The organism is Kitasatospora sp. NPDC003701 (genome assembly GCF_053587085.1).
Genome location: NZ_JBSFNM010000070.1, coordinates 19,433 through 42,848, shown reverse-complemented (window position 1 = coordinate 42,848; position 23,416 = coordinate 19,433). Strand labels below are relative to the sequence as shown.

Here is a 23,416-nt window from a genome sequence, read left to right as displayed (position 1 = left end):
CGACTCGAACGGGTGGCCCGGAGGGTCGTGCGGACGTTCGGGGCGGCGCGACGGACGACGGCTCCGCGGGACGCATAGGATTGCTCGACGTGACTGACTCCGGAAGCTCCGATTCCCGTAGCCCGCTCGACGCCGAGGCGCCCGGACAGCCGTCCGAGCCGCAGCCCGCCCCGCCGCTGGGCGGGCCCGACCCGCTGGACGGCGTCTGGGACGTCGTCGTGGTCGGCGCCGGACCGGCCGGGGCCTCGGCCGCGCAGGCCGCCGCCGCCCAGGGCCGCCGCGTACTGCTGCTCGACAAGGCCGAGCACCCCCGGTACAAGACCTGCGGCGGGGGCATCATCGGCCCCTCCCGGGACAGCCTGCCGCCGGGCTTCCGGCTGCCGCTGCAGGACCGGGTGCACGCCGTCACCTTCGCGTACGGCGGCCGGTTCACCCGGACGCGGCGCTCGAAGCGGATGCTGTTCGGGCTGGTCAACCGCGACGAGTTCGACCTGCGGCTGGTGCAGGCGGCCAAGCAGGCGGGGGCGGTGCTGGTCACCGGAGTGACTGTCACCGGGGTCGAGCAGCGCGGCGGCGAGCACCGCACGGCCGTCGTCACCGCCGCGGACGGGCGCACCTTCGAGGCGCGGGCGGTGGTCGGCGCGGACGGCAGCGCCAGCCGGATCGGCCGGCACGTCGGCGTCTCCTTCGACCAGATCGACCTCGGCCTGGAGGCGGAGATCCCCGTCCCGGCGGAGGTCGTGGCGGACTGGGCCGGCCGGATCCACCTCGACTGGGGCCCGCTGCCCGGCAGTTACGGCTGGGTGTTCCCGAAGACGGAGTCGAACAGCCTGACCGTCGGCGTCATCTCGGCGCGCGGCGACGGCGAGCGGACCAAGCAGTACCTGGCCGACTACATCCGCCGGCTCGGGCTGGCCGGCTTCCCGCCGAGCGTGGAGTCCGGGCACCTGACCCGCTGCCGGGCCGAGGACTCGCCGCTCTCGCGCGGCCGGGTGCTGGTCGCCGGGGACGCGGCGGGCCTGCTGGAGCCGTGGACCCGGGAGGGCATCTCCTACGCGCTGCGCTCGGGCCGGCTGGCCGGGGAGTGGGCGGTCAAGGTGGCCGAGGCGGGCGGCGCGGCCGAGGTCCGCCGCGAGGCGCTGAACTACGCGTTCGCCATCAAGGCCGGGCTGGGCGTGGAGATGCGGGCCGGCAAGCTGATGCTGGCCGCCTTCGAGCGCCGCCCGTACCTGTTCCACGCGGCGGTCTGCCTGGTCGCCCCGGCCTGGCGGGCGTTCGCCCGCACCACCCAGGGGCACACCACCTTCGCCCAGGTGCTGCGCCAGTACCGGGCCGCCCGGAAGCTGACCTCGCTCGCCTCGCGGTAGGTCCCGGTCCGGTCGACCGTGCGCCCGGCAGGATCGACCGGACCGGACCCCTGACCGGCGGGGGCTCCCGCGGGCGGCCGTCGGCCGGTCCGCGGGAGCCCCCTTCGGTCGGGTCACTGCCGGGGCGGCGGCGCGCCGCCCGGGCTCACTTCAGTCCGGTGTCGAGCGCCGTGATGAGGGCGCCGTTCGGGGTGTCGCCGGTCATCTCCCAGATCATGGCGCCGAGCAGGTTCTTCGACTTCAGGTAGGCCGTCTTCTGCCCGATCGACCAGGCGTCGTCGAAGGTCCACCACTGCCCGCCCGCACCCGTGTAGCCGTAGGTGGCGACGGACTGGGTGTCGTGGTGGACGGTGAGGTTGGGGAAGGTGGTGATCAGGTTGTTGTACCCGCGGGTGCCGGCCTCCTCGGCGAACTGGCCGGGCGCCGCACCGGTCGCGCTCTGCCACTCGCCCGCCGCGCCGCCGTCCGCCACGCCCTGCCAGCCGCGCCCGTAGAACGGGAAGCCGATGGTGAGCTTGCGCGGGTTGACCCCGGCGCCGAGGTAGGCCTGGACCGCCGCGTCCACGCTGAAGTGGAAGGGGTACGGGTCCTGGCCGTCGGCGTAGAGGTTGGCCTGGTGGCCGGCCCGGTTGGGCTCCCACGAGTTGTCGCTGCCGGCGCCGTGGAAGTCGTAGCCCTGGACGTTGGCGATGTCGAGGTAGTTGAAGATCTTCGAGAGGTCCCAGCCCTGGTTGATCTTGACCGGGTCGGCCGGGGTGAAGGCCGTCAGCAGCTTGTGGGAGCCGCCGAGCGCGTCGAGCTGCTTGCGGAACTCGGCGAGCAGCAGGGTCAGGTTGGCCTTGTCGCCGGCGCTGTAGTGGTTGCCGGCGTGACCGTCGGCGGAGCCGGGCCACTCCCAGTCGAGGTCGATGCCGTCGAAGATCCCGGCCGCCACGCCGTCGCCGCCGGCGCCGTTGTAGAGCGGCAGGTTGCCCTTGATCCAGACGTCCACGCAGGACTTGACGAACTTCTGGCGGGAGGCCTCGGTGGCGGCCGCGTCCGAGAAGTACTTGGAGTACGTCCAGCCGCCGAGCGAGACGACCACCTTCAGGTTGGGGTACTTGGCCTTGAGCTTCTTCAACTGGTTGAAGTTGCCGCGCAGTTTGCCCCAGCCGTCGTCGGCCACCCCGTCCACGGACTGCGCCGCGCTCATCGGGCGGGCGTAGTCGGCGTCGGCGTCGCCCGCGCCGGTGCCCTGGTCCGGGTCCTGCGGGTCGGCCGTGGTGCCCTTGGTGACGCCCGCCAGGCAGGTCAGGTTGACCGGATCGATGTTCTCGAAGGCGTAGTTGACGACGTCGAGCTTGGCCGCGCTGCCCGAGGTGTCGAGGTTCTTGACGAAGTACTGGCGGCCGTAGATGCCCCACTGGGTGAAGTAGCCGACCCGGGCGTACTTTCCGGCCCCGACCAGGTCCGAGGTGGTGACGGCGAGCGGCGCGGAGGCGGGGGAGGCGTTGTCGGCGCCGTCCCGGGCCTTCACGGTGAAGGTGTAACCCGTCGACGGCGAGAGCCCGTTGACGGTGGTGGTCAGGGTGGAGCCGGTCACCGTCCGCACCAGCGCGGTGCCCTGGTAGACGTCGTACGCGGCCACCCGCAGATTGTCGGTGGCGGCGTTCCAGGCCAGGGTCACGTCGGTGGAGGTCACGGCCGTGGCACGCAGGTTGGTGGGCGCGGTGGGCGGGACGGGGTCGGTCGCCGGGTCGAAGGTGGTGGCCGTGACGGGCGCGCTGAGCGGGCCGGTGTTGCCCCGGGTGTCCTTGGCCCGCACGGTCAGGGTGTACGAGGTGGCCGGGGTGAGCCCGGTGACCACGGTGTCGGTGGTGGTGCTGGTGGCCAGCACGGTGGTACCGCCGAGCACCTCGTAGGAGGCGACCGGGAAGTCTCCGCCGGTGGCGGCCGGCCACTTCAGCGCCAGGCTGTGCGCGGTCGGATCGGTGACCACCGGGGTGCCGGGCGCGGACGGCAGGACGTCCGAACTCCCGTCGCACTTGTCGCCGTTGATCCGGCAGCCGGTCGGGGCGGCGATCGGGCCGTTGGCGACGAACCAGAAGCTGTACGGCTCGGTGGTGCCGTGTGCGGGGACGCTCGCGTTGTAGAAGGCGTTGGCGACGGTGACGTGGCGGCCGCTGGTCGTCGCGGTTCCGTTGTAGCTGCTCTGGACGGTCACGCCGGCCGGCAGGTCGAACTCCAGCGTCCAGCCGGAGACGGCGGCGGCGTTGTCGTTGTGGACGATGTACGTGCCCTTCCACCAGGAGCCGTTGTCGGCGGTGGTGAAGGCGGCGGTCAGCTTGCCGGCCGCGTTCGCCGGGGTGGCCAGCGCGGTGAGCGCGGCCAGCGGCAGCAGCAGGGCGGAGAGCAGCGTCAGCAGTCTGCTGCGCGCTCGCGGGCGTCTGGCCCGGGGTCGAGCGGACATGGTTCTCCCTGTGACTGTGGGGGTTGGACAGGGTGACGCAGAACCGTACGGGTGGTGCGCGGCCCGTGTACGCGGCCCGTGGTGCCCGGCCCGTGTACGTGGCCGGTGGTGCCCGGCCCGTGTACGTGGCCGGTGGTGCGTGGCCGATCGGTGCCCGCGCCGTGGGGGGCGCGGGCATGGGCACTGTAGGAGGACTGGACCAATGCGTCAACAGGTCTGTACCACTGGGGAGTTGACAGCGGGCTGCTATCCCCGGCGCGGACTGCCGGTCAGCTCGTCGCCGAGCGGGCTGCGGTGGTAGAGCACCGACCGCCCGTGCCGGGCCCGGGTGACCAGGCCGGTCCGGTGCAGCACCGCCAGGTGCTGGCTGACGGCGCCCGGGGTGACGCCCAGGCGGTAGGCCAGCTCGGTGGTGGAGGCCGGTTCGACGAGCAGCGCCAGCAGTCGGGCCTTCGGCGCGCCGAGCAGCAGCTCCAGGGCGCGCGGGGTGACCGGCACGGCCGGCCCGGCCATCCCCGCCCCGCCGCGCGCCGGGTAACTGATCTGCGGCGGACGGTCGTTGCTGATCATCGTGATCGCGCCGCGGGCGAAGAAGGTCGGGACCAGCACCAGCCCGCGGCCGTCCACGGTGATCTCGCCGTCCCAGTCCGTCCAGCGGCGGTTGATCGAGAGCACGCCGTCCGCCCAGTGCAGCCGGTGGTCCAGATCGGCGAAGAGCGCCGCAGCGCCCTGCTGGGCCAGTACCCGTGCCCGGTACACGAGGTCCGCGTCCAGGACGACCCGGGCCTGCGGCCACCAGGCGGGCGCCAGGCAGACCTCCCAGTACTCCTCCAGCGCGTCGGCGATCCGGGCCAGCAGCCGGGCCGGATCGCCGAGCCCGGCCGCCAGCGGGGCGGGCAGCGGCCGGCCGTGCGGCAGGAAGGTCTGCTCCAGCTCGGAACGCAGCTGCTCGGGTGGCAGTGACCGGACCACGGCCAGCTCGGCGCGGAACTCGGGCGAGGGGACGGCCGGGCGGGGCGTCAGGAAGTCGGGGATCCAGCGGTTGGCGGCGACCAGCGAGAGCAACAGCGTGGAGTCCAGCCGCTCGAAGCTCGGGCGCAGCCGTTCGAAGGCGGCGGACTGCAGCGGGTAGACGCCCGGGTGGGTCCACATCCGCAGGCTGAGCGCGGCCTCCTGGATCGGTGAGCAGGCGAACCAGGTGGTGGCGAGATCGGCAAGATCCAGCCTGAATCGGTGCATCTCTCCCCCCCCCCCGCCTGTCCAGCTCCTTTGAGGCAGAGCCTAAATCAGTACTGCGGGGGACGGGAACGCGGTGGGATCGGGGACATGACCACCTCACCGGCGCGATCCGCCGTGCCTTCGCCTGCCGCCGGCCCGCCCGCGGACCCCGCCGGCCCCGCCGGCCCCGCCGGCCCGCCGCCCGCGGACCGCCCGGCCCCGGGCTCGCGGCTGCTGCACCCCGACCCGATGGTGCGCCGGCTCGCCGGGATCACCCTGGTCAACACCGTCGGCAGCGGGCTCTCGCTCGCCGTCGGCGTGCTCTTCTTCACCCGCGTCCTCGGACTGAGCGCCGCCCAGCTCGGGTTGGGGCTCACCGCCGCCGGCCTCTGCGGCGTCCTCGCCAGCGTGCCGGCCGGGCGGGCCGCGGACCGCTGGGGAGCGCGACCGGTGCTGGTGGTGCTGATCACGGTGAACGCGCTGGGCACCGCCGGCTACGCCCTGGTCCACAGCTACCCGGCCTTCCTGGTGCTGGCCTGCCTGGTGAGCGCCGTCGACCGCGGCGCGGCGGCCGTGCGTAACGCGCTCTACGCCGAAGTGCTGCCCGCCGACCGCCGGGTGGCGGGCCGGGCCTACCTGCGGGTGGTGACCAACGTCGGCCTCTGCCTGGGTACGGCGCTCGGTGCCGTCGCACTCCAGGTGGACAGCCGACCGGCCTATCTGACGGCGATCCTGGCCGACGCCGTCTCCTACCTGGTGGTCGCGGTGCTGTTCCACCGGCTGGCCGTCCCGGTGGCGGCGGCGGTGTCGTCGCGGACGGGCGGGGCAGGCGGCCCGGCCGCGGACGGTTCGGGCGGGCTGCCCGCCCGGCGGCGCAACCCCGCCCTGCGGGACGGCCCCTTCCTGGTGGTGACGGTGCTGAACGCGCTGCTCTGCCTGCAGTTCGCGATGCTGGAGGTCGGCGTGCCGCTCTGGGTCGTCCAGCACACCGAGGCGCCCCGGATCACCGTGGCCGGCACCCTGATCGTCAACACCCTGCTGGTGATCACCCTGCAGGTCCGGGCCACCCGGGGGACCGAGGACCCGGCGACGGCCGCGCGGGTCTGCGGCCGGGCCGGGTTGATCCTCGCCGCCTCCTGTCTGGTGCTCGCCCTCGCCCACGGGCTGCCCGCCGCGGTCGCCGCCGTGGTGGTGCTCACCGGCGTGGCGCTCCAGGCCTTCGGCGAGGTGCTGAGCCAGGCCGGCGGGTGGGCGCTCAGCTACGACCTGGCCGGGGAGCGCGACCACGGCGCCTACCAGGGCGTCTACAACGCCGGGTCGGCAGCCTCGCTGATGATCGGACCGGCCGTGGTCAGCACCGCCGTCATCGGGTGGGGGCTGCTCGGCTGGGTCGCCCTCGGCGTGCTGCTCGCCGCGGCGGGCCTGGCCATGGGCCCCGCCGTCCGGTGGGCCCGGCGTCAGGGCCGGGCCACCGGAGGGTAGGGCGGTGCGCCGGGACAGGCCCGGCGCACCGGACCGGTCAGGCCTGAGCGGGGACCAGGGCGAGCGCCTCGATCTCGATCAGCACCTCGGGCAGGAACAGCGCGGCGACCTGCATCGCCGAACTGGCCGGGAGCGGCGTGGCGCCGAAGTACGCGTCCCGGGCCTCGCGAACGGCGGGCATGAACGCGATGTCGGTGACGAAGTAGGTCAGCTTGACGACGTCGGCGAAGCCGGCCCCGGCGGCGGCCAGGCAGCGGCTCAGGTTCTCGAACACCTGCCGCGCCTGCGCCTTCGGGTCGCCGACCCCGACCAGCTGCCGCTGCTCGTCGAAAGCGACCTGGCCGGAGACGGCCACCAGGCGGCCGGTGCCGGTGACGACCTGGGTGTAGCCGGTGGCGGGGGCGACCCCGGGCGGCTCGGCGATGTGGGTGAGGTGCGGGGCACGGGAGGTCATGCCCTCATCGTGGCCGACGGGTGCCCACCGCACCAGCGCCTCCCGCCCCAGCCCGGGTCGGCCGGTTCGTCCTACGTCGTCGCCGGGTCAGCGGACCACCTCGGGCAGCTCCCGGCAGTACCGCCGGTCCGCCGCCGGGAGGCCGCCGGCCGGTCCGCCGGCCCGCAGCACCACCTCCAGCACCGCCGCCGGGTCGCAGGCGTAACCGCCGGAGGCCCAGGCCGGGTTGGCCTCCACCACCGCCCAGCGGCCGCCGTCCAGCAGGCCGACGTCGATCACGACGGCGCTCGGCAGCGCCGCGGCCGAGGCGGCCAGCACGTCCGCGGCGAAGCCGGTCACCTCGGCGCGGTACCGGTCCTCGTCGAGCGGCGCGACGTCCAGGCCGCCGTCCACCGCGTAGCGCGCGGCGGTGCGCACCTCGCCGTCCAGGACGAACAGCCGGTACTCGCGGCGGAACCGGACCACCTCGCTCGCCAGCACCGGGGTGTCGTCGTCCAGCGCGTCCGGACCGGGCAGGCCGGACCCGTCCGGGTAGACCCGGGCGGGGAACAGCTTGTCGCCCGGCGGCTTGAGGAACATCGGGCGGCGCAGCCGGCGGGCCCCGGCCAGGGTGGTGAGGGTGAGCGTCCGGCCGGTCAGCTCCGCCGGCAGGCGGGCCGTCCAGTCGTCCGGCGGCTCCAGCAGGGCCAGGCCGAACGCGCCGCCGACCGCATCGGCGAACAGCGGGCCGCCGTAGACGTGCACCGGCGAGCCGATCAGCTCCTCCGGGGCACGCCAGGCCGTCGCGGTGTGCGCGCGCAGGCCGCGGCGGCCGGCGGCGGTGCGCAGCTGCAGGCCGGTGTCGTTGATCCGGGGAGCGAGCAGCAGGACGGCGTCGGTGGTCATGGCACGGATGCTGCCGTGGCGGGCGGCGGGCCGACCACCGGTTTTCCGGGCGAAGGGGTGACGGGTCTCGCGGCGGGTGGCTCTGGCCGAGCGGTGGGTGGGCATGTCAGAGTCGTCCGGGCGCCGTCCGATCAGGTCCTGCCCGGCACGATCGGCCGGACCGGACCCGGGGCGGACGCCGCGCAATCCGACCCACCCTCAGCCGGAAAGCAGGCCCGCACCGATGACCCGCGAAGTGCCCTTCGTCCGTGTTGCCACCGCCGATGCCGTCACCACCCTGACCCTCGACTCGCCGCACAACCGCAATGCGCTCTCCACCCGGCTGATGGCCGAGCTGACCGCCGGCCTGGCCGCCGCCGCGGCCGACCCGGAGGTCCGCGCGGTGGTGCTCGGCCACACCGGCAAGGTGTTCTGCGCCGGCGCGGACCTCTCCGAGGCGACCGGGACGGACCCGACGGTCGGCCCGCGCGGCTTGGTGGACCTCCAGCGGGCCATCGTGGACTGCGCGAAGCCGGTGATCGCGGTGATCGACGGGCACGTCCGGGCGGGCGGCCTCGGGCTGGTCGGCGCGGCCGACCTCGCGCTGGCCGGCCCGGCCGCCACCTTCGCGTTCACCGAGGTGCGGCTCGGTCTGGCACCCGCCGTCATCTCGCTGCCGCTGCGCCCCAAGCTGGACCCGCGCGCGGCCTCCCGCTACTACCTGACCGGCGAGGTCTTCGACGCCGCCGAGGCCGCCCGGATCGGCCTGATCACCGAGGCGACGGACTCCGCGGAGTCCACCGGCACCGCGCTGAAGGGCCTGCTGGACGCCCTGCGGCTCGGCTCGCCGCAGGGCCTCGCGCAGTCCAAGCGGCTGGCCAATGCCGAGGTGGTGCGCTCCTTCGAACGGGATGCGGAGGAGCTGGTCCGGCTCTCGGCGCGGCTGTTCGGCTCGGACGAGGCGCAGCAGGGCATGCGGGCGTTCCTGGAGAAGCGGCCCGCGCCCTGGGCGCGCTGAGCCCGTCCGGGCGCCGTTGCGGCTCCGGTCTCGGTCGTGACCGAGACCGGGGCCTCCGTCGCGGCGTCAGCTCCAGCGGACGACGGCGGTCTCCCGCCAGAGGTCCAGCAGCGCCCGGTCACCGCTGAGCTCGACCCGGTCGTTCCGCTCGGCCGGCAGCCGGTTCCAGAGCAGCAGGTAGAGGTCGCGGGCCGGGCCGTCGAGCGTGAGGTCGGCCGGGCCCGCGACCTCGGTGTCCTCGGCGGTGCGGCGGGAGACGGCGAGCGGGTCCCGGCTGATGGTGAGCAGCCACTCGCCCGGCCCGTCGGCGGGTGCGGCGTCGGTGGCCCGGACCAGGACGGTGCGCGGCCGCTCGCTGCGCACCCGGGCGTGGCTGCGGGCCATGAACCCGCGCAGCAGCTCGTCGATCCCGTCCAGTGCCAGGCCGCCGGCCACCCCGGGGCCCTCGGCCCCGGCGGCCGCGTCAGCGTCGAAGCGGTGCACCGCCGTCTCGTGCGCCTGGCGGCGGGCCCAGAACGCCCGCGGGGTCGGCGCGGGCAGGAAGCTCCAGCAGTCCAGGTCGGCCGGCGCCGCCGCGAGCGCCTCCACCAGGGCGCCGTGGCCCGCGCGGAACCAGTCGACCAGGCTCGCGTCCGACGGCGCCGGCCCCCAGGCGGCGCGCTCGCCGTCGGCGTCCAGCGGCGCCCGGTGCCCGTGCCGCACGTACGCGGTGGCCCAGCGGTGCACCTGGCCGGTGTGCAGCACGAGGTCGCGCAGCCGCCAGTCGGGGCAGGTGGGGACGGGCGTGGCGAGGTCGGTGCGGGCGGCGGCGTCGGCCAGCAGGACGCCCTCGTGGTGCAGCGCGTCGATGTGCTCGGTGATCTCCATGGTCGACGAGTGTGGCACCGTTCGCGGGTTTCGGACACGGCGGCCGAGGCCGCCCGGGACCGGTGTGATGTTGACCGCCTCCTCGGTGGCGGCGCCGGGGCGACCGGTAGCGTGACCAGCATGTCGATCACCAGTTCCCTGCTCTCCGGCGTCCGGGCCGGCAGCCGACGCGTCGCGGGCCGCCTCGTGCACCGGGGCTGGACGTTGGTCCAGCGAGCCGGCGCGGTGTCCAGCGAGAGCCCCGGCCCGTACCGGTTCGGCGAGTTGGGCGCGGGGACGAAGCTGACCTTTCCGCTCGGTGCGATCTTCAACGAGCAGTGGATCACGATCGGCCCGTTCTCGATCATCGGCGAGCGCGTCACCATCAGCGCGGGGTTCCTGCCCGGCCTCGACCTCGGGCCGGAGCCGATCGTGCGGATCGGCGGCGGCTGCGTGATCGGCCGCGACAGCCACATCGTCGGCCACCAGTCGATCGTCCTCGGCGACGACGTCTGGACCGGCCCCGGCGTCTACATATCCGACCAGGCGCACGAGTACCGGGCGACCGACCTGCCGATCGGCAAGCAGTGGCCGCGCAACGAGCCCATCGAGATCGGCGCGGGCAGCTGGATCGGCACCGGCGCGGTGATCCTGCCCGGCGCCCGGCTCGGCCGCAACGTGGTGGTCGCGGCCGGCGCGGTGGTGCGCGGCGAGGTGCCCGACCACAGCGTGGTGGCCGGTGCCCCCGCGAAGATCGTCCGGCGCTGGACCGCGGAGGAGGGCTGGCAGCCGCCGTTCCGCACGGACCCGCCCACCGCGCTGCCCGAGGGCATCACCGCCGACCAGCTGCGCGCCCTGGCCGGCTGGGACCTGCGGCTGCCCGGTGAGACGGGGGTGTGAGGCCCGGCGCGGGGGTGGCGGTGCCGCACGGCCGGTGCCGGGGTGAGGCGCGGGGTCGGGGTGAGCCCGGTGCCGGGGGCAGGCAGGCGCCGGGGTGAACCCTGTATCGGAGGGCTGGCAGGCGTCGGGGTTGAGGCGCGGGGCGCGTCCGGTCAGGCCGGTTCCTGGGCGCGCTCGGCGTCCCGGGCGGCGATGGCGGCGGTGATCCGGAGCAGGTCGGCCGGGCGGGTCGGGTCCAGGCCGGTGAGGACGGCCACCCGGCGCAGCCGGTAGTCGACGGTGTTCGGGTGCAGGTGCAGGGCGCGGGCTGTGTGGCGGCGGTTGAGGCCGCCGGCCAGGTGGGTGCGGAGGGTGGCGAGCAGTTCACCGCCGTCCTCCAACGGGGCGAGCAGCGAGGCGAGCCCGGATCTCGCCTGGCTCGGGCGGCTGAGCTGGTACTCCAGCAGGACGTCGTCCAGGCGGTGCAGCCCGGGCGGGCGGCCGAAGGCCTGGGCGACCCCCAGCACCTCGGACGCGAGAGCGGCCGCCGCGGCCACCCCGGCGGGCGCGGCGACGGCCGCCCCGGCCTGGACGGGGACCCCGGCGGCCCGGGCGGTGCTGTTCACGGTGTCCGCGAGGCGCTGCCAGGCGCCGGCCGGGACGCCGTCCGTCCGGCAGTCCAGCGGGATCAGCACCGGCCCGCCCGAGGAGGAGAGCGCCGAGAGCGCCGACTGCCGCGTGCGGTGGTCGAGTTCGGTGCGCAGCCGGCGCAGCTTGCGGTGGCCCGCCACGGTCCGGTCGACGCCGGGCGCGCGTTCGTCGGGGTGGTCGGCGACGGCGAGGGACAGGACGGCGTACGAGGGCGGCAGCCGGATCCCGGCTCTGCTGGCGGCCTCCTCGGCGGGGGCGCCGTCGAGCAGTGCGGTGAGCAGGGCGTGCCGGGCGGCCTGCCGCTCGTCGGCCATGGTGCGGCGTTCCTCGACGTAGCCGGCCCCGGCGGCGGAGGTGGCCTGACGGAGCTGGTCGAGCAGCAGCCGGTTGAGGACCAGCAGGTCGGCGGCGTCGTCGTCGCGGGCGTCCCGGGTGACCAGTTCCCAGCAGACCTCCATCCCGAGGTGGTGGGCGAGCAGGACGGCGTCCAGCGGCAGCCCCTCCTCGGCGCGCCGGGCGGCGGCCTCGCGGACGGAGGTGAACTCCTCCTCGTCGGCGGCCAGCCCGGTGCGGACGGCCTGGGCGAGGGCGCGGATCCGGCGCTCGGTGACCTGGCTGAGCTCGCCCGCCACCTGCTCGTGCGGCAGACGGCGGTAGGTCGGCACCCGCGCCAGCAAGGTGGCGATGACGGCCTCGACCAACGCGGGTACGGCGCCGAGCAGCCGCTGGTCGGCGGGCACTCCGCCGATCACCGGGATCCGCCAACCGGGGGCGCATGCGGGTGAATTGTGACCGGTCACAGAAAACACCGTCCAGGTCTGGGGGACACCCAAGGGCCGGGTCGGAGGGGCGGCCGCATGATGGAGGCACTCGGGTTACCTGTTGGTAACAAACTTCCGCTGTGGAGGCAACAGTTGAGAACCCCACTTCTCCGCCGCTCCGCCGGACCGGTCCGCCGCAGACTCCTCGGAGCGCTCGGCTCGGCCCTGCTGGCCGGCGCCCTGCTGGCCGGTGCTCCCGCCACCGCCGCGCACGCCGCCGCCGTACCGGACGCGACCCCCACCGCGTCCGGCCCGGCGGCTCAACTGCCCCCGGACGGTGACTCGGTGGCCTCGCCGCCGGGGGCCAACGACTGGGCCTGCAAGCCGACGGCGGCCCACCCGAATCCGGTGGTCCTGGTGCACGGCACCTTCGCCAACCGCTACGAGAACTGGCTCGCGCTCTCGCCGCTGCTGAAGAGCCAGGGCTACTGCGTCTTCGCCCTGGACTACGGCATGGTCCCCGGCATCACCTCCTCCGGCAGCGGCCTGCTGCTGCCGATCGGCGGTCTCGGCCCGGCCGCGGAGTCCGCCGCCCAGCTCGGCCGCTTCGTCGACCTGGTGCGCGGCGCGACCGGCGCGGCCAAGGTCGACCTCGTCGGCCACTCGCAGGGCGGCATGCTCCCGAACTACTACGTGAAGTTCCTCGGGGGCGCGGCGAAGGTCGACAAATTGATCGGCCTGGCGCCCTCCAACCACGGGACGACACTCTCCGGCATCACCAACCTCGCCCCGTACTTCCCCGGGGTGGCCGATCTGATCTACACGGCCTGCGCGGCGTGCAAGGACCAGGTGGTGGACTCCGCCTTCAACCGGAAGATGGCCACGGTGGCGGACACCGTGCCGGGGGTCGACTACACGGTGATCTCGACCGTGTACGACGAGGTCGTCACGCCGTACCGGACACAGTTCCTCAGCGGGCCGAACGTCAACAACGTCGTCCTGCAGGACCGTTGCCCGATCTCGCTCGCCGAGCACGTGGCCATCGCCTTCTCGCCGACCGCGCTGCACCTGGTCGTCAACGCGCTCGACCCGGCGCACGCGTCCCCGGTGTACTGCGGTTGACGGGGTGTACTGCGGCTGACGGGGTGTACTGCGGCCGGACCGGTGCACGGCGGGTGACGGGCTGAGGCCTGGTCACCGGTGGCCGAGAGCTGCGCAGGAAGTCGGCGGGTCCGACTTCCTGCGCAGTGGCGTGTCGGGGCCCGACGGCGCCGTGTCAGGCGGGCGGCGTGCGGAAGGTGACGGTGGCGGTCACGCCGTCGGGCCGCAGTTCGTACGGGCCCGGCCCGTCCAGCAGGGCGGCGTCGAAGCGCTCCAGGACGGTGTCGCCGACGGTGGCGCGGCCGGCCAGGCAGACGAGCAGGACGGTGCCGTCGGCCGGGACGTCCACCGTGCGGGGCCCGGTGGCGAGCGAGAGGTCGGCGGCGGTCCGCCCGCGCCGGGTCATCACGTTGAAGTCCACCACCGGCCCGTCGAGCAGCCGGCACCCGGTGTCGGCCTCGCCGGAGAACGCGAACGGGCGGAACGGGGTGTCGACGAGGTGCTCCGCACCGTCGACGGTCAGGGCCATGCCGGCGCCGTCGACCAGGGTGATCACCCGGTCGATCCCGGGGAAGGCGGAGAACGGCCCGGCGGAGGCGACGTCGGCGAGGCTGACCCGCCAGTCGAAGGCGTCCAGCCCGGCCCCGGCGGGGAACCCGGCGACCTCCCTGGTCACCCCGCCCCCGTTCAGCCACGCCGTCGCCGGGCGCTCGGCCGCCCGCAGTACCTGGATCCGCCCGGTCGTCGTCATGGCGGCATCCTGCCACGGGGCCGGGCGGGGCGTCCGGGCGGGACGACCACGGCCCGGTGCTCCGAGGACCTCCGGCGCGCTGGGCAGGTGGGCAGGTGGGCAGGTGGGCGGGTGGGCAGGTGGGCAGGCCGGTAGGCGGGCGACGCGGGACGGCCGGGCGGTACCGGGTGCGACCCGTCGGACCGGGGGAGGGGCGTTCGGCGGAGCTTCGAGCGCGCCCGGCCGTCAGCGCGCGCGGGCGGTGAGGGGGAGCAGGGCGGCGATGACGGCGGCGAGGGCGACCGTGGTGAGGGCGACCGGGAGGCCGACGCCGTCGGCCAGGAAGCCGATCACCGGCGGGCCGATCAGCATGCCGCCGTAGCCGAGGGTGGAGGCGAGGGCGACGCCCTGCGGACCGCCGGTGGCGCCGGCCCGGGCGATGGCGAGCGGGAAGATGTTGGCCAGGCCGAGGCCGACCAGTACGAACCCGGTCAGCGCGAGCGGGACCGACGGCGCGAGGGCGGCGAGCAGCATGCCGGCCGCGGCGGTCAGGCCGCCGAAGACCATCACCCTGGTCTGCCCCAGCCTGATGGAGAGCCAGGTGCCACCGACCCGTCCGCTGGTCATCGCGAAGGCGTACGCCGCGTAGCCGGCGGCGGCCGTGCCGGCACTGGCGTGGACGTCGTCGGTGAGGTGCAGGGTGGTCCAGTCCGCGATGGCGCCCTCGCCGTAGGCGCAGCAGAGCGCGGTGAGGCCGAGCAGCAGGACGAGCAGTCGGGCGTGCGGCACCCGGGCCGACCTCTCGCGGGCGGCGGGGGCGGTGGCGGAGTCGGCCGCGCGGCCGGGTGCGACGACCGGCGCGTCCGGGCCGCGGAGCAGGACGATGCCGGCGCCGACCGTGACGGCGAGGCCCAGCAGGCCGCTCAGGGCCAGGGCCCACGTGGTGGTCAGGGAGCCGGCGAGCAGGCCGCCGACGCCCGCGCCGACCAGGCCGCCGAGGCTGTACCCGGCGTGGAAGCTGGGCATCACCGGGCGTCGGAGCTGGGCCACCAGGTCGACGGCGGCGCTGTTCATCGCGACGTTGGCCCCGCCGTACCCCGCCCCGAAGAGCAGCAGGACGCCGCCGAGCGCCGCCACCGAGTGGGCGTGGGCGGGCAGCGGGACGGCGAGGCTGAGCAGCGCGAGCGAGCCGACGGTGACCGGCCGGGAGCCGTACCGGAGGCAGAGCCGGCCGACCAGGGGCATGGTGGCGACGGCGCCGGCCGAGACGCAGAGCAGGGCGAGCCCGAGCGCGCTGTGGGAGGCGCTGACCTGGCTGCGGATGTCCGGGATGCGGACCACCCAGGCGGCGAAGAGGAAGCCGTCGACGGCGAAGAAAGCGGTGAGTGCGAGCCGCGCGGCACCCCAAGGGGTGTCGGGCGCACCCGGCGTGCTGCGAGACTGGGGGGACGACCGGTCGATTCGGTCCTGGGCGCGGATTTTGTTTCGGGGCGGCACAAAGTAACAATAGGGGCGTGCAGCTCACTCCATCAAGTCCGAAGCCCGGCGCCGAGGCCGACCACGACGCCCAGCGCGACGCCCACCGCCGCTCGGCCCCCGATCGCGGTCGCACGCTGCTCGGCCCGGCGCTCTCGCTCATCCACACCGGCCAGACCCCCACCCGTTCGGCGCTCACCCGCGCGTTGGACGTCACCCGGGCCACCGCCGGAGCGGTCACCGCGGAGCTGGAGGCGCTCGGCCTGATCACCGTCGACTCGAGGCCGGCCGGCGGTGGCCGCGGCCGTCCCTCGCACCGGCTGGCCATCGACCCCGCGGGCCCGGTCGTGATCGCCGGCCAGATCCACGCCGACGGACTGAGCGTCACCCTCGCCGGGCTCGGCGGACTGCTCGATCCGCCGGTGCACCGGCCGCTGCCCGCCGCCACCGACCCGGTCCGGATGCTGCGCGCCGTCGCCGAGGCCGGCGCCGAACTGGCCCGCGACAGCGGTCGCCGCTGCCTCGGCGCCGCCCTCGCGCTGCCCAACCCGGTCACCGAACCGGACGGCACCGCGCTCGCCGCCCTGCACTTCGCCTGGCCCAGCGGCACGCCCGTCGCCGACCTGTACGACGTCGAGGTCGGCCGCGCCGACAACGGACCGCTCGCGCTCGACCCGCTGCCCACCTCCATCGCCAACGACGCCAACCTCGCCGCCCTCGCCGAGTACCGGCACGGCGCCGGCCGGGGCGCCCGCCACCTGCTGTTGGTCACCTCCGGCCACCGCGGCGTCGGTGGCGCGCTGGTGATCGACGGCCGGCTGCACACCGGCAGCGCGGGGCTCGCGCTGGAGGTCGGCCACCTCACGGTCGACCCGCAGGGCCGCCCCTGCCAGTGCGGCAACCGGGGCTGCCTCAACTCCGAGACGGACCCGGACGCGCTGTTCGCCGCGGCCGGACTGACCCCCGCACCGGACCGCCCGCTGCTCGACCAGGCCCGCGAGCTCTGCCACGCCGCCGCCGGCGACGAGCGGGCGCGGGCGGCCGTCGAGCACGTCATCGACCGGCTCGGCCTCGGGCTGGCCGGTGTCGCCAACATCCTCAACCCGGACCGGGTGGTGCTCAGCGGGCTCCACCTGGACCTGCTGGAGGCCGCGCCGGACCGGCTGCGCGCGGTGGTCGCCGAGCGCAGCCTCTGGGGGCGCAGCGGCCGGGTGCCGATCGTGGGCGCCGAGCTGGCGCACAGCGCGCTGGCGGGCGCGGCCGAGCTGGCCTGGCGGCCGTACCTGGCGGACCCGCAGTCGGTGCAGGCGGGGGCGTAGCCGCGGCGGGGGTGCTCGCCGCGGCGGTCCCGTGGTGGTCCCGTGGTGGCCGCCGCCGGCGAGCGCCGGGCCGGCGGATAAGCGGAAGCTGGGGCTACGAAAACCGTCACTTATCGTGACTCTCATACACTCGTAGTGAGCAATTGGGGGGTTCGAGCGAGGAGAGTGACCATGGGTGCCCAGTCGAGTGCCGAACGGACCGACGATGTGGACCGCTCCGACGCGGCCTACCGCAGCTGGCTCAAGGAGGCGGTGCGCAAGGTCCACGCCGACGCCAACCGCTCGGCCGACACCCACCTGCTCCGCTTCCCGCTCCCGCTCGACTGGGGCATCGACCTGTACCTCAAGGACGAATCCACCCACCCCACCGGCTCGTTGAAGCACCGGCTGGCCCGCTCGCTCTTCCTGTACGGGCTCTGCAACGGCTGGATCCGCCCCGGCAAGCCGGTGATCGAGGCGTCCAGCGGCTCCACCGCCGTCTCCGAGGCCTACTTCGCCCAGCTGATCGGCGTGCCGTTCATCGCCGTGATGGCCAAGTCCACCAGCCAGGCCAAGATCGACCTGATCGAGTTCCACGGCGGCGAGTGTCACCTGGTCGCGCGCTCCGACGAGGTGTACGCGGCCTCCGCCCGGCTCGCCGAGGAGACCGGCGGCCACTACATGGACCAGTTCACCTACGCCGAGCGGGCCACCGACTGGCGGGGCAACAACAACATCGCCGAGTCGATGTTCGCGCAGCTGCGCCTGGAGCCGCACCCCGAGCCGGCCTGGATCGTCGCCACCGCCGGGACGGGCGGCACCTCGGCGACCATCGCCCGGTACGTGCACTACATGCAGTACGACACCCGGATCTGCGTCGCCGACCCGGAGAACTCCTGCTTCTTCGACGGCTGGGTCCGCCACGATCCGGACGCGCTCTGCGACAGCGGGTCGCGGATCGAGGGGATCGGGCGGCCCCGGATGGAACCGAGCTTCGTGCCCGGGGCGGTCGACCGGATGATGAAGGTCCCGGACGCCGCCTCGATCGCCGCCGTGCGGGTGCTGGAGCAGGTGCTCGGCAAGAAGGCCGGCGCCTCCACCGGGACGGGGCTGTGGAGCGCGCTGAAGATCGTCGCCCAGATGCGGGCGGCGGGGGAGCGGGGCAGCGTGGTCACCCTGATCTGCGACCCGGGCGACCGGTACCTCGACAAGTACTACTCGGACGACTGGCTGGCCGGCGAGCGGATCGACATCGCGCCCTACCGTGCCCGCCTGGAGTCGTTCCTGGCCGGCGCGGGCTGGACGGGCTGACCCGGCCGGCGCCGAGGGCGGACGGTCACGGCCCGGTGCCGCATGCGGCACCGGGCTCCGTGGCGTGCGCGGTCGGTCGGTCGTGGTGCGGGCGGGTCGTGGCGCGGGCGGCCGGGGTGTCAGGCGGCCGGGGTGTCAGGCGGCCGGGGTGTGCGGGGCGGTCCGGCGCTCGGTGAGCAGTAGTGCGGCGGCGACCGCGACGACGACGGCCGTCGCACCGTGGATGCCGAAGGCCGCGGCCGCCGACCCGTGGTGGGTCAGGACGGTGACGGCGTCGTCCAGCGGGATGAGCGCGTCGACCAGCAGCAGCCAGCCGAGGGCTCGGCGCTGGCCGGTGGCGAGCAGGACGAGCGGGGCGATGCCGGAGGCGAGATCCCGGATGCCCTTGATGGAGAAGAACGCGGTGGCCTCGCCGTGCGGCCACTCGGGAAGGCCGAAGCCGGAGACGATGCTCTCCGGGGCGAACAGGTAGCCGATGCCCACGTAGCCGATCCCGAGCGCGACCAGCACGGTCAGGACGTCGGCGATCCGTCGGCGGACGCCGCCGGTCGGGGAGGTGGTGCCGGTGGCCGAGGTGGCGGCCGCCGGGGTGGTGGCCGTGCGGGTGACGGCCGTGCGGGTGGTGGCTGCGGTGCTGGTGCCGGACATGGTGGATCCCCCCTGGAAGCGTGAGGCTTGCGCTGCACTGGCTGCTAGCGCCGCTAGGAACAGGAATGACGCTAGCGCGTTCATTGCTCGACTGTCTAGCGCTGCTAGGCTTGATGTCATGTCAATCCAGGAGCGCCGCGAGCGCGAACGCGCCGAGCGGCATCAGCTGATCATTCGAACCGCCCGTGAGCTGGCGGAGACCGAGGGCTGGGAGGCGGTGACGACCCGCCGGCTGGCCGAGCGGATCGAGTACAGCCAGCCCGTGCTCTACAGCCACTTCGCCGGCAAGGACGCGATCGTGGCCGCCGTCGCGCTGGAGGGCTTCTCGGAGCTCGCCGCCGAACTGCGGGCGGTCACCCGGAAGGCGGACGGGCCGGTCGAGGCCTTCCGCGCCGTTGCGGGTCGCTATCTGGCCTTCGCGGCGGCCAACCCGGCGCTCTACGACGCCATGTTCACCCTGGCAACGGAGCTGCCGTTCGGGCGCCCGGACTCACCCGCCCCGCTGAAGGAGGGCTTCGCCGCCCTCGCCGGACCGGTGGCCGAGGTGGCCGGGGCCGAGGATCCGGAGCTCTTCACCGAGGTGGTCTGGGCGGCCCTGCACGGCCTGGCCACCCTCCGCCGGAGCGGCCGGCTCCGGCCGGACCAGGCGAAGCACCGCCTGGAGCTGCTGGTGGAGCGGATGCTGGGGAAGGAGGCGGCCCCGGAGCGCCGCTGAGCGCGGACCGCTCACGCTCCCGCCGCCGTCGCCGGGCGAGCCGCCACCCCGCCGCCCCGCCCGGCGAGCCCGCCACCCCGCTGCGGCCAGGGGGTCTTTGCAAAGTCGCGTCGGACCCGGCGGGACTTTGCAAACACGCCCGCCCCGCCTGGCGAGCCGCCACCCCGCCGCGGTCGCCCGGCGAGCCTCCGCCCCGCCCCGGCCAGGAGGTGTTTGCAAAGTCGCGTCGGACCCGGCGGGACTTTGCAAACACCCCCCTACGGCAGGCGGGCCGCCGGCAGGTCGGCGGGGACGAGCAGTTGGAGCTCCTCGGTGGACGGATCCGCGAGCTGGGCGACCCGCATGGCGTGCCGTTCCACCATGGTCTCGAAGACCTGCCGGGCGGTGCGCCCGTTGCCGAAGTTGGGGCCGCGCTCCAGGGTGCCGAAGTGCTGGAGCAGCGCGCCCTCGGTGGCCTCGGCCAGCGCGTACTCGTGCTCGGCGCACTGCGCGCGGGCGATCTCCAGCAGCTCGTCCGCGGTGTAGTCGGAGAAGGTGATGGTGCGGGAGAACCGGGACGAGACGCCGGGGTTGGCGGAGAGGAAGCGTTCCATCTCCAGGGTGTAGCCGGCCACGATGACCACCACTTCGTCCCGGTGGTCCTCCATCAGTTTGACCAGGGTGTCGATCGCCTCGCGGCCGAAGTCCCGGGCGCCGTCCTCGGGTGCCAGCGCGTACGCCTCGTCGATGAAGAGCACCCCGCCGCGCGCCCGGTCGAAGGCGGCGGCGGTGCGGATCGCGGTGGAGCCGATGTGCTCGCCGACCAGGTCGACCCGGGCCACCTCGACCAGGTGTCCGCGCTGGAGCACCCCGAGCGAGGCCAGGATCTCGCCGTAGAGCCGGGCCACGGTGGTCTTGCCGGTGCCGGGTGCGCCGGTGAAGACGAGGTGGCGGCGCAGTGAGGGGGCTTTCAGCCCGGCCTGGCGGCGGCGGCGCCCGACCGCGATCAGGTCGATCAGGGTCCGCACCTCCTGCTTGACGGTGGCCAGGCCCACCAGCGCGTCGAGTTCGGCCAGCGCCTCGTCGGCGGGTCGGCAGTCGGGGATCGGTCCGATCGCCGCAGGCGCGGTCAACGTGGGTGCGGTGGTGGTGAGTTGGGCGGCCCGCGCGGAGCGGGGGGCCGGTAGGTCGGCCGCGGGGGCGGTCGGTACGACGTCGTCCGAGGTGCAGGCCTCCACCACCGGGCCGGGCTCGGAGAACTCGAAGCCGGCCCGCTCGTTCTGCTCGGCCCGGCACCGGGTCAGGACGGTGCGGCAGCCGTCGATGATGTGGAAGCCGAAGCCCTTGCCGTGCGAGACCCGGCAGTCCTCGAAGGTGCCGCGGCCCTGCGCCGAGACGTAGACGCCGGCGTCCGAGCTGGCCCGGACGGTGCAGTCGCGCAGGACGGGGTCGGCGCCCTTGGTGACGATCACGCCGGTGGCGACGTCGGAGATCTCGCAGTCGGTGAGCAGCCCGCCGCTGCCGTGGTCGCGGAACCAGAGCCCGGTGCCCGCCTCCTGGACCCGGCAGCCGCTCAGCGTCACCCCGGCGCCGCCGCTGACCGAGACGGCCGAGCTGCGGATCCGGCTGAACGAGCAGCCCTCGGCGGTGGCGGCGGAGTCGCGGTCCAGCACGAAGAGCGCGTCCGGCAGGTCGTGCAGCGAGCAGTCGGTGAGGGTGAGCCGGGCGCCGTCGCTGACCCACAGGGCCGGGTACTCGCCGGTCGAGCCGTGGATCTCGCAGGACTCGGCGGTGGCCTCGGTGCCCTGGTCCCAGACCGAGAGCGCGCCCCGCCCGAAGTCCCGCACGGTGCTGTTGGTCAGGGTGAGCCGGGCCCGGCCGCGCAGGTCGGCGCCGTTCTCCGGCAGGTCGTGCACCCGGCAGCCGGTCAGGACGAGTTCGGCCTCGCCGTCCAGGGTGATCCCGTTGCCGGTGACCCGGTGGATGTCGCAGTCGACCAGCCGCCCGCCGGCGTGGGCCTCGGCCTGGACGCCGCTGCCCCGGATCTCGTAGATCTCGCAGCCGGTCAGCTCGGCGGCGCTGCCCGGGTCGGTGAGGAGCACCCCGGCGCCGGTCGCGTGGTGGACCCGGCAGCGTTCCAGCGCGGCGGTCGCGCCGCCGAGTACGGCCAGTCCGGCCTGCCCGGCGGCGGCGACCTCGCAGTCCTCGAAGGCCGCCGCGGTGCCCTCGCCGCGCAGCCGCAGGCCCAGCCCGGTGGGGTTGGCGACCACGCAGCCGCGCAGGGTGGGCCGGGCTCCGGCGGTGACCTCGACGCCGGTGGCGGAGCGGGTCTCCACCCGGCAGCCGCTGAGGGCGGGCGTCGCCTCCGGACCGGTGATCAGCACGGCCGGGAGGGAGCTGTCGCTGCCCTCGATCACCAGGTCGCGGACGGTGGCGGCGGCCGTGACGGTCAGCGGCACCCCGCTCGGCGGATCGATCCGGACCGTGCCGGGGCCCTGGGCCGGGACGACCGTGACCGGTTTGTCCAGGACCAGGTTCTCCCGGAAGGTGCCCGGCCGGACGCTCACGGTGTCACCCGGTTCGGCGGCCGCGAGGGCTTCCGCGAGGGTGTCGTACTCGCCGGCGCGGCGACGCCAGCGGGAGGCGCTGTCCTGGGTGACTCGGACCCTGTGCTCAGCCATGACGGTCTGTCGTCCCCACCTTCGTCGAGCCGGCGATCAACGGGCCGTACGCGCGGGGTGCGCGGTCGCCCCGCCCACCGTAGCGCGCTCGCGCGGGTGGTCCGGCCGCCGCCCGTCGGGCCCGGCCGGGGACCGTTTCGTGTTCACCACATGTTTCAACGAGCGCGCACAGTTCGGGTTCCGAACGCGGTGCCGGACCAGCCGCCCCCGGCAGTGGCGTCCCCGGCTGCGTCCCCGGCGGCGGACCCGACGTCCCGGGCGGCGACAGCCGCCGCGACCGCGGCCCCCGAGGAGGCCGGAGCGCCTGCGGCGGCCGCCTCGGACCGGGCCGGCCCACCACCCCGGACCGCTCGGCGGAGGTCGCGACGGTCGCGACGGCCCCCCGGGTCACCCGTCCGCCGACGGCACCGGCAGGAGGGGTGCCCACCCTCCGCGGGCGCCCCCGGCTCACACCCGCTCGTCCGCCGGCCAGTGCGCGCCGCCCTCCAGCACCTCGACCTCGTCGCCGAGGCGCAGCGTGCCGAGCACGTCGCCCTCGACGCCGGCCGGGCGCTCGGGGATCAGGTTCTGCCCGAAGGCCGCCTTCTTCAGCAGCCGGTGGTGCCGGGCCAGGGTGCGCAGCGGCTCGGGGCCGCGCCGCTCACCGCTCTCCTGGTCGGTGGTGGTGACCACGCAGCGCCCGCAGGGCTTGACCACCTTGAAGGCCAGCTCGCCGATCCGGATCCGGCGCCAGCCGTCCTCGGCCCACGGCTCGCTGCCGGAGACGACCACGTTGGGGCGGAAGCGGTCCATCGGGAGCGTCTCGTGGCTCTCCGGGTGCTCCTCGGCGATCAGGGCGTTGAGCCGGTCCAGCGAGGCGGTGGTGGTGAGCAGCAGCGGGAAGCCGTCGGCCATCGAGACGGTGTCGCCGGGCGCGCCGAAGTGCGGGTCGACCGGGCGGGCGCGGGGGTCGTCCAGGTGCACCAGCCGGTAGTCGCCCAGGTGCTCGGCGATCCAGAGCTGGGCGTCCTTGACGGCCTCGGCGGCGTGGAACCGGGTGCCCCAGACCTCGACCTCGGCGAGCGGGTCGCCGACGGCGACGGCGGGGGTCGGGACCTCGATCCGGGAGCCGTCGGGGGCGGTGAGCAGCAGCGAGCCGTCGTCGGCGGGCTCGGCGCGGATCTGGCCGAGGGCGGTGCGGTCGCGCTGGCTGACGAAGCGTCCGGTGGCGTCCGCCAGCATCCAGCGCCGGTCACCGGCCAGTCCCCACGGCTCGACCTGGGCATGCTCGGGGCTCAGGCGGTACATCGACTTGACGGGGTAGACGTGGAGTCCGGTGAGCAGCATGCTCCCATCCTGCCAGCTCCGCGCGGACGACCGGCCTCCCGCTCCGGGTGGACGACCGGCCTCCCGCTCCGGGTGGACGACCGGCCTCCCGATCCGCGCGGACGACCGGCCTCCCGATCCGCGCGGACGACCGGCCTCCCGATCCGCGCGGACGACCGGCCC

The 23,416-nt window shown here is 74.9% G+C and carries 19 protein-coding genes; 8 read left to right on the top strand and 11 right to left on the bottom strand.

What is annotated here, in order from left to right; genetic code table 11:
• The first annotated feature begins 89 nt into the window (after positions 1–89).
• A complete protein-coding gene (locus ACWDRR_RS38310) occupies positions 90–1,367 on the top strand; it encodes a geranylgeranyl reductase family protein (protein WP_449776903.1) in 1,278 nt (425 codons plus the stop codon).
• 145 nt (positions 1,368–1,512) lie between these two features.
• Here the strand turns inward: ACWDRR_RS38310 and ACWDRR_RS38305 are convergent, their stop codons facing one another.
• Both ACWDRR_RS38305 and ACWDRR_RS38300 read right to left on the bottom strand, forming a co-directional pair.
• Positions 1,513–3,816, bottom strand: a complete 2,304-nt coding sequence (locus ACWDRR_RS38305) for a glycosyl hydrolase family 18 protein (RefSeq protein ID WP_449776902.1) — start codon at positions 3,814–3,816, stop codon at positions 1,513–1,515.
• Between the two features lie 246 nt (positions 3,817–4,062).
• Positions 4,063–5,055 carry an ArsR/SmtB family transcription factor gene (locus ACWDRR_RS38300; protein ID WP_449776901.1) on the bottom strand — a complete coding sequence of 331 codons (993 nt, stop codon included), beginning with the start codon at positions 5,053–5,055 and terminating at the stop codon, positions 4,063–4,065.
• A gap of 87 nt (positions 5,056–5,142) precedes the next feature.
• Here ACWDRR_RS38300 and ACWDRR_RS38295 point away from each other — a divergent pair, with 87 nt between their 5' ends.
• Positions 5,143–6,516: an MFS transporter gene (locus ACWDRR_RS38295; RefSeq protein WP_449776900.1), complete on the top strand. Its 1,374-nt coding sequence runs from the start codon at positions 5,143–5,145 to the stop codon at positions 6,514–6,516.
• A gap of 37 nt (positions 6,517–6,553) precedes the next feature.
• On the opposite strand, the gene ACWDRR_RS38290 is transcribed toward ACWDRR_RS38295, so the two are convergent.
• On the bottom strand, positions 6,554–6,970 hold the full coding sequence (locus ACWDRR_RS38290) for a RidA family protein (RefSeq protein WP_449776899.1): 417 nt from the start codon (positions 6,968–6,970) through the stop codon (positions 6,554–6,556).
• An 87-nt stretch (positions 6,971–7,057) separates the two neighbouring features.
• Complete coding sequence (locus tag ACWDRR_RS38285; protein WP_449776898.1) at positions 7,058–7,855, bottom strand: ATP-grasp domain-containing protein; 798 nt, start codon at positions 7,853–7,855, stop codon at positions 7,058–7,060.
• 223 nt (positions 7,856–8,078) lie between these two features.
• Between ACWDRR_RS38285 and ACWDRR_RS38280 the strand changes: the two genes are divergently transcribed.
• On the top strand, positions 8,079–8,852 hold the full coding sequence (locus tag ACWDRR_RS38280; RefSeq protein WP_449776897.1) for an enoyl-CoA hydratase family protein: 774 nt from the start codon (positions 8,079–8,081) through the stop codon (positions 8,850–8,852).
• A 66-nt stretch (positions 8,853–8,918) separates the two neighbouring features.
• Here the strand turns inward: ACWDRR_RS38280 and ACWDRR_RS38275 are convergent, their stop codons facing one another.
• Positions 8,919–9,719, bottom strand: a complete 801-nt coding sequence (locus tag ACWDRR_RS38275; RefSeq protein ID WP_449776896.1) for a maleylpyruvate isomerase N-terminal domain-containing protein — start codon at positions 9,717–9,719, stop codon at positions 8,919–8,921.
• A 120-nt stretch (positions 9,720–9,839) separates the two neighbouring features.
• Here ACWDRR_RS38275 and ACWDRR_RS38270 point away from each other — a divergent pair, with 120 nt between their 5' ends.
• Positions 9,840–10,598, top strand: a complete 759-nt coding sequence (locus ACWDRR_RS38270) for an acyltransferase (RefSeq protein ID WP_449776895.1) — start codon at positions 9,840–9,842, stop codon at positions 10,596–10,598.
• Between the two features lie 152 nt (positions 10,599–10,750).
• On the opposite strand, the gene ACWDRR_RS38265 is transcribed toward ACWDRR_RS38270, so the two are convergent.
• The gene (locus ACWDRR_RS38265; protein ID WP_449776894.1) at positions 10,751–11,968 is read right to left on the bottom strand and encodes a PucR family transcriptional regulator; all 1,218 of its coding nucleotides are present in this window, start codon (positions 11,966–11,968) and stop codon (positions 10,751–10,753) included.
• A 174-nt stretch (positions 11,969–12,142) separates the two neighbouring features.
• Here ACWDRR_RS38265 and ACWDRR_RS38260 point away from each other — a divergent pair, with 174 nt between their 5' ends.
• Positions 12,143–13,111 (top strand): esterase/lipase family protein, encoded by a 969-nt coding sequence (locus tag ACWDRR_RS38260; protein ID WP_449776893.1) that lies wholly within the window; start codon positions 12,143–12,145, stop codon positions 13,109–13,111.
• 154 nt (positions 13,112–13,265) lie between these two features.
• Here ACWDRR_RS38260 and ACWDRR_RS38255 read toward each other — a convergent pair whose 3' ends face one another.
• Together ACWDRR_RS38255 and ACWDRR_RS38250 are read right to left on the bottom strand one after the other, a co-directional pair.
• Positions 13,266–13,841 (bottom strand): HutD/Ves family protein, encoded by a 576-nt coding sequence (locus tag ACWDRR_RS38255; RefSeq protein WP_449776892.1) that lies wholly within the window; start codon positions 13,839–13,841, stop codon positions 13,266–13,268.
• Positions 13,842–14,066: 225 nt separating this feature from the next.
• Complete coding sequence (locus tag ACWDRR_RS38250; RefSeq protein WP_449776891.1) at positions 14,067–15,317, bottom strand: MFS transporter; 1,251 nt, start codon at positions 15,315–15,317, stop codon at positions 14,067–14,069.
• 116 nt (positions 15,318–15,433) lie between these two features.
• On the opposite strand from ACWDRR_RS38250, the gene ACWDRR_RS38245 reads away from it, so the two are divergent.
• Together ACWDRR_RS38245 and ACWDRR_RS38240 are read left to right on the top strand one after the other, a co-directional pair.
• Positions 15,434–16,615: an ROK family protein gene (locus tag ACWDRR_RS38245; RefSeq protein WP_449776911.1), complete on the top strand. Its 1,182-nt coding sequence runs from the start codon at positions 15,434–15,436 to the stop codon at positions 16,613–16,615.
• A gap of 171 nt (positions 16,616–16,786) precedes the next feature.
• Positions 16,787–17,905, top strand: a complete 1,119-nt coding sequence (locus tag ACWDRR_RS38240; RefSeq protein ID WP_449776890.1) for a PLP-dependent cysteine synthase family protein — start codon at positions 16,787–16,789, stop codon at positions 17,903–17,905.
• A 135-nt stretch (positions 17,906–18,040) separates the two neighbouring features.
• On the opposite strand, the gene ACWDRR_RS38235 is transcribed toward ACWDRR_RS38240, so the two are convergent.
• The gene (locus ACWDRR_RS38235) at positions 18,041–18,553 is read right to left on the bottom strand and encodes a DUF4267 domain-containing protein (RefSeq protein ID WP_449776889.1); all 513 of its coding nucleotides are present in this window, start codon (positions 18,551–18,553) and stop codon (positions 18,041–18,043) included.
• A 118-nt stretch (positions 18,554–18,671) separates the two neighbouring features.
• Here ACWDRR_RS38235 and ACWDRR_RS38230 point away from each other — a divergent pair, with 118 nt between their 5' ends.
• Positions 18,672–19,268 carry a TetR/AcrR family transcriptional regulator gene (locus ACWDRR_RS38230; protein WP_449776888.1) on the top strand — a complete coding sequence of 199 codons (597 nt, stop codon included), beginning with the start codon at positions 18,672–18,674 and terminating at the stop codon, positions 19,266–19,268.
• A 257-nt stretch (positions 19,269–19,525) separates the two neighbouring features.
• Here ACWDRR_RS38230 and ACWDRR_RS38225 read toward each other — a convergent pair whose 3' ends face one another.
• Together ACWDRR_RS38225 and ACWDRR_RS38220 are read right to left on the bottom strand one after the other, a co-directional pair.
• Complete coding sequence (locus ACWDRR_RS38225) at positions 19,526–21,928, bottom strand: right-handed parallel beta-helix repeat-containing protein (protein ID WP_449776887.1); 2,403 nt, start codon at positions 21,926–21,928, stop codon at positions 19,526–19,528.
• A gap of 447 nt (positions 21,929–22,375) precedes the next feature.
• A complete protein-coding gene (locus ACWDRR_RS38220) occupies positions 22,376–23,254 on the bottom strand; it encodes an MOSC domain-containing protein (protein WP_449776886.1) in 879 nt (292 codons plus the stop codon).
• Between the last annotated feature and the right edge of the window lie 162 nt (positions 23,255–23,416).

Coding starts and splice junctions, on each gene's coding strand:
- ACWDRR_RS38305 (WP_449776902.1), bottom strand. CDS start 3,816: ATGTCCGCTCGACCCCGGGCCAGACGCCCGCGAGCGCGCAGCAGACTG.
- ACWDRR_RS38300 (WP_449776901.1), bottom strand. CDS start 5,055: ATGCACCGATTCAGGCTGGATCTTGCCGATCTCGCCACCACCTGGTTC.
- ACWDRR_RS38295 (WP_449776900.1), top strand. CDS start 5,143: ATGACCACCTCACCGGCGCGATCCGCCGTGCCTTCGCCTGCCGCCGGC.
- ACWDRR_RS38290 (WP_449776899.1), bottom strand. CDS start 6,970: ATGACCTCCCGTGCCCCGCACCTCACCCACATCGCCGAGCCGCCCGGG.
- ACWDRR_RS38285 (WP_449776898.1), bottom strand. CDS start 7,855: ATGACCACCGACGCCGTCCTGCTGCTCGCTCCCCGGATCAACGACACC.
- ACWDRR_RS38280 (WP_449776897.1), top strand. CDS start 8,079: ATGACCCGCGAAGTGCCCTTCGTCCGTGTTGCCACCGCCGATGCCGTC.
- ACWDRR_RS38275 (WP_449776896.1), bottom strand. CDS start 9,719: ATGGAGATCACCGAGCACATCGACGCGCTGCACCACGAGGGCGTCCTG.
- ACWDRR_RS38270 (WP_449776895.1), top strand. CDS start 9,840: ATGTCGATCACCAGTTCCCTGCTCTCCGGCGTCCGGGCCGGCAGCCGA.
- ACWDRR_RS38255 (WP_449776892.1), bottom strand. CDS start 13,841: ATGACGACGACCGGGCGGATCCAGGTACTGCGGGCGGCCGAGCGCCCG.
- ACWDRR_RS38240 (WP_449776890.1), top strand. CDS start 16,787: ATGGGTGCCCAGTCGAGTGCCGAACGGACCGACGATGTGGACCGCTCC.
- ACWDRR_RS38235 (WP_449776889.1), bottom strand. CDS start 18,553: ATGTCCGGCACCAGCACCGCAGCCACCACCCGCACGGCCGTCACCCGC.
- ACWDRR_RS38230 (WP_449776888.1), top strand. CDS start 18,672: ATGTCAATCCAGGAGCGCCGCGAGCGCGAACGCGCCGAGCGGCATCAG.
- ACWDRR_RS38225 (WP_449776887.1), bottom strand. CDS start 21,928: ATGGCTGAGCACAGGGTCCGAGTCACCCAGGACAGCGCCTCCCGCTGG.
- ACWDRR_RS38220 (WP_449776886.1), bottom strand. CDS start 23,254: ATGCTGCTCACCGGACTCCACGTCTACCCCGTCAAGTCGATGTACCGC.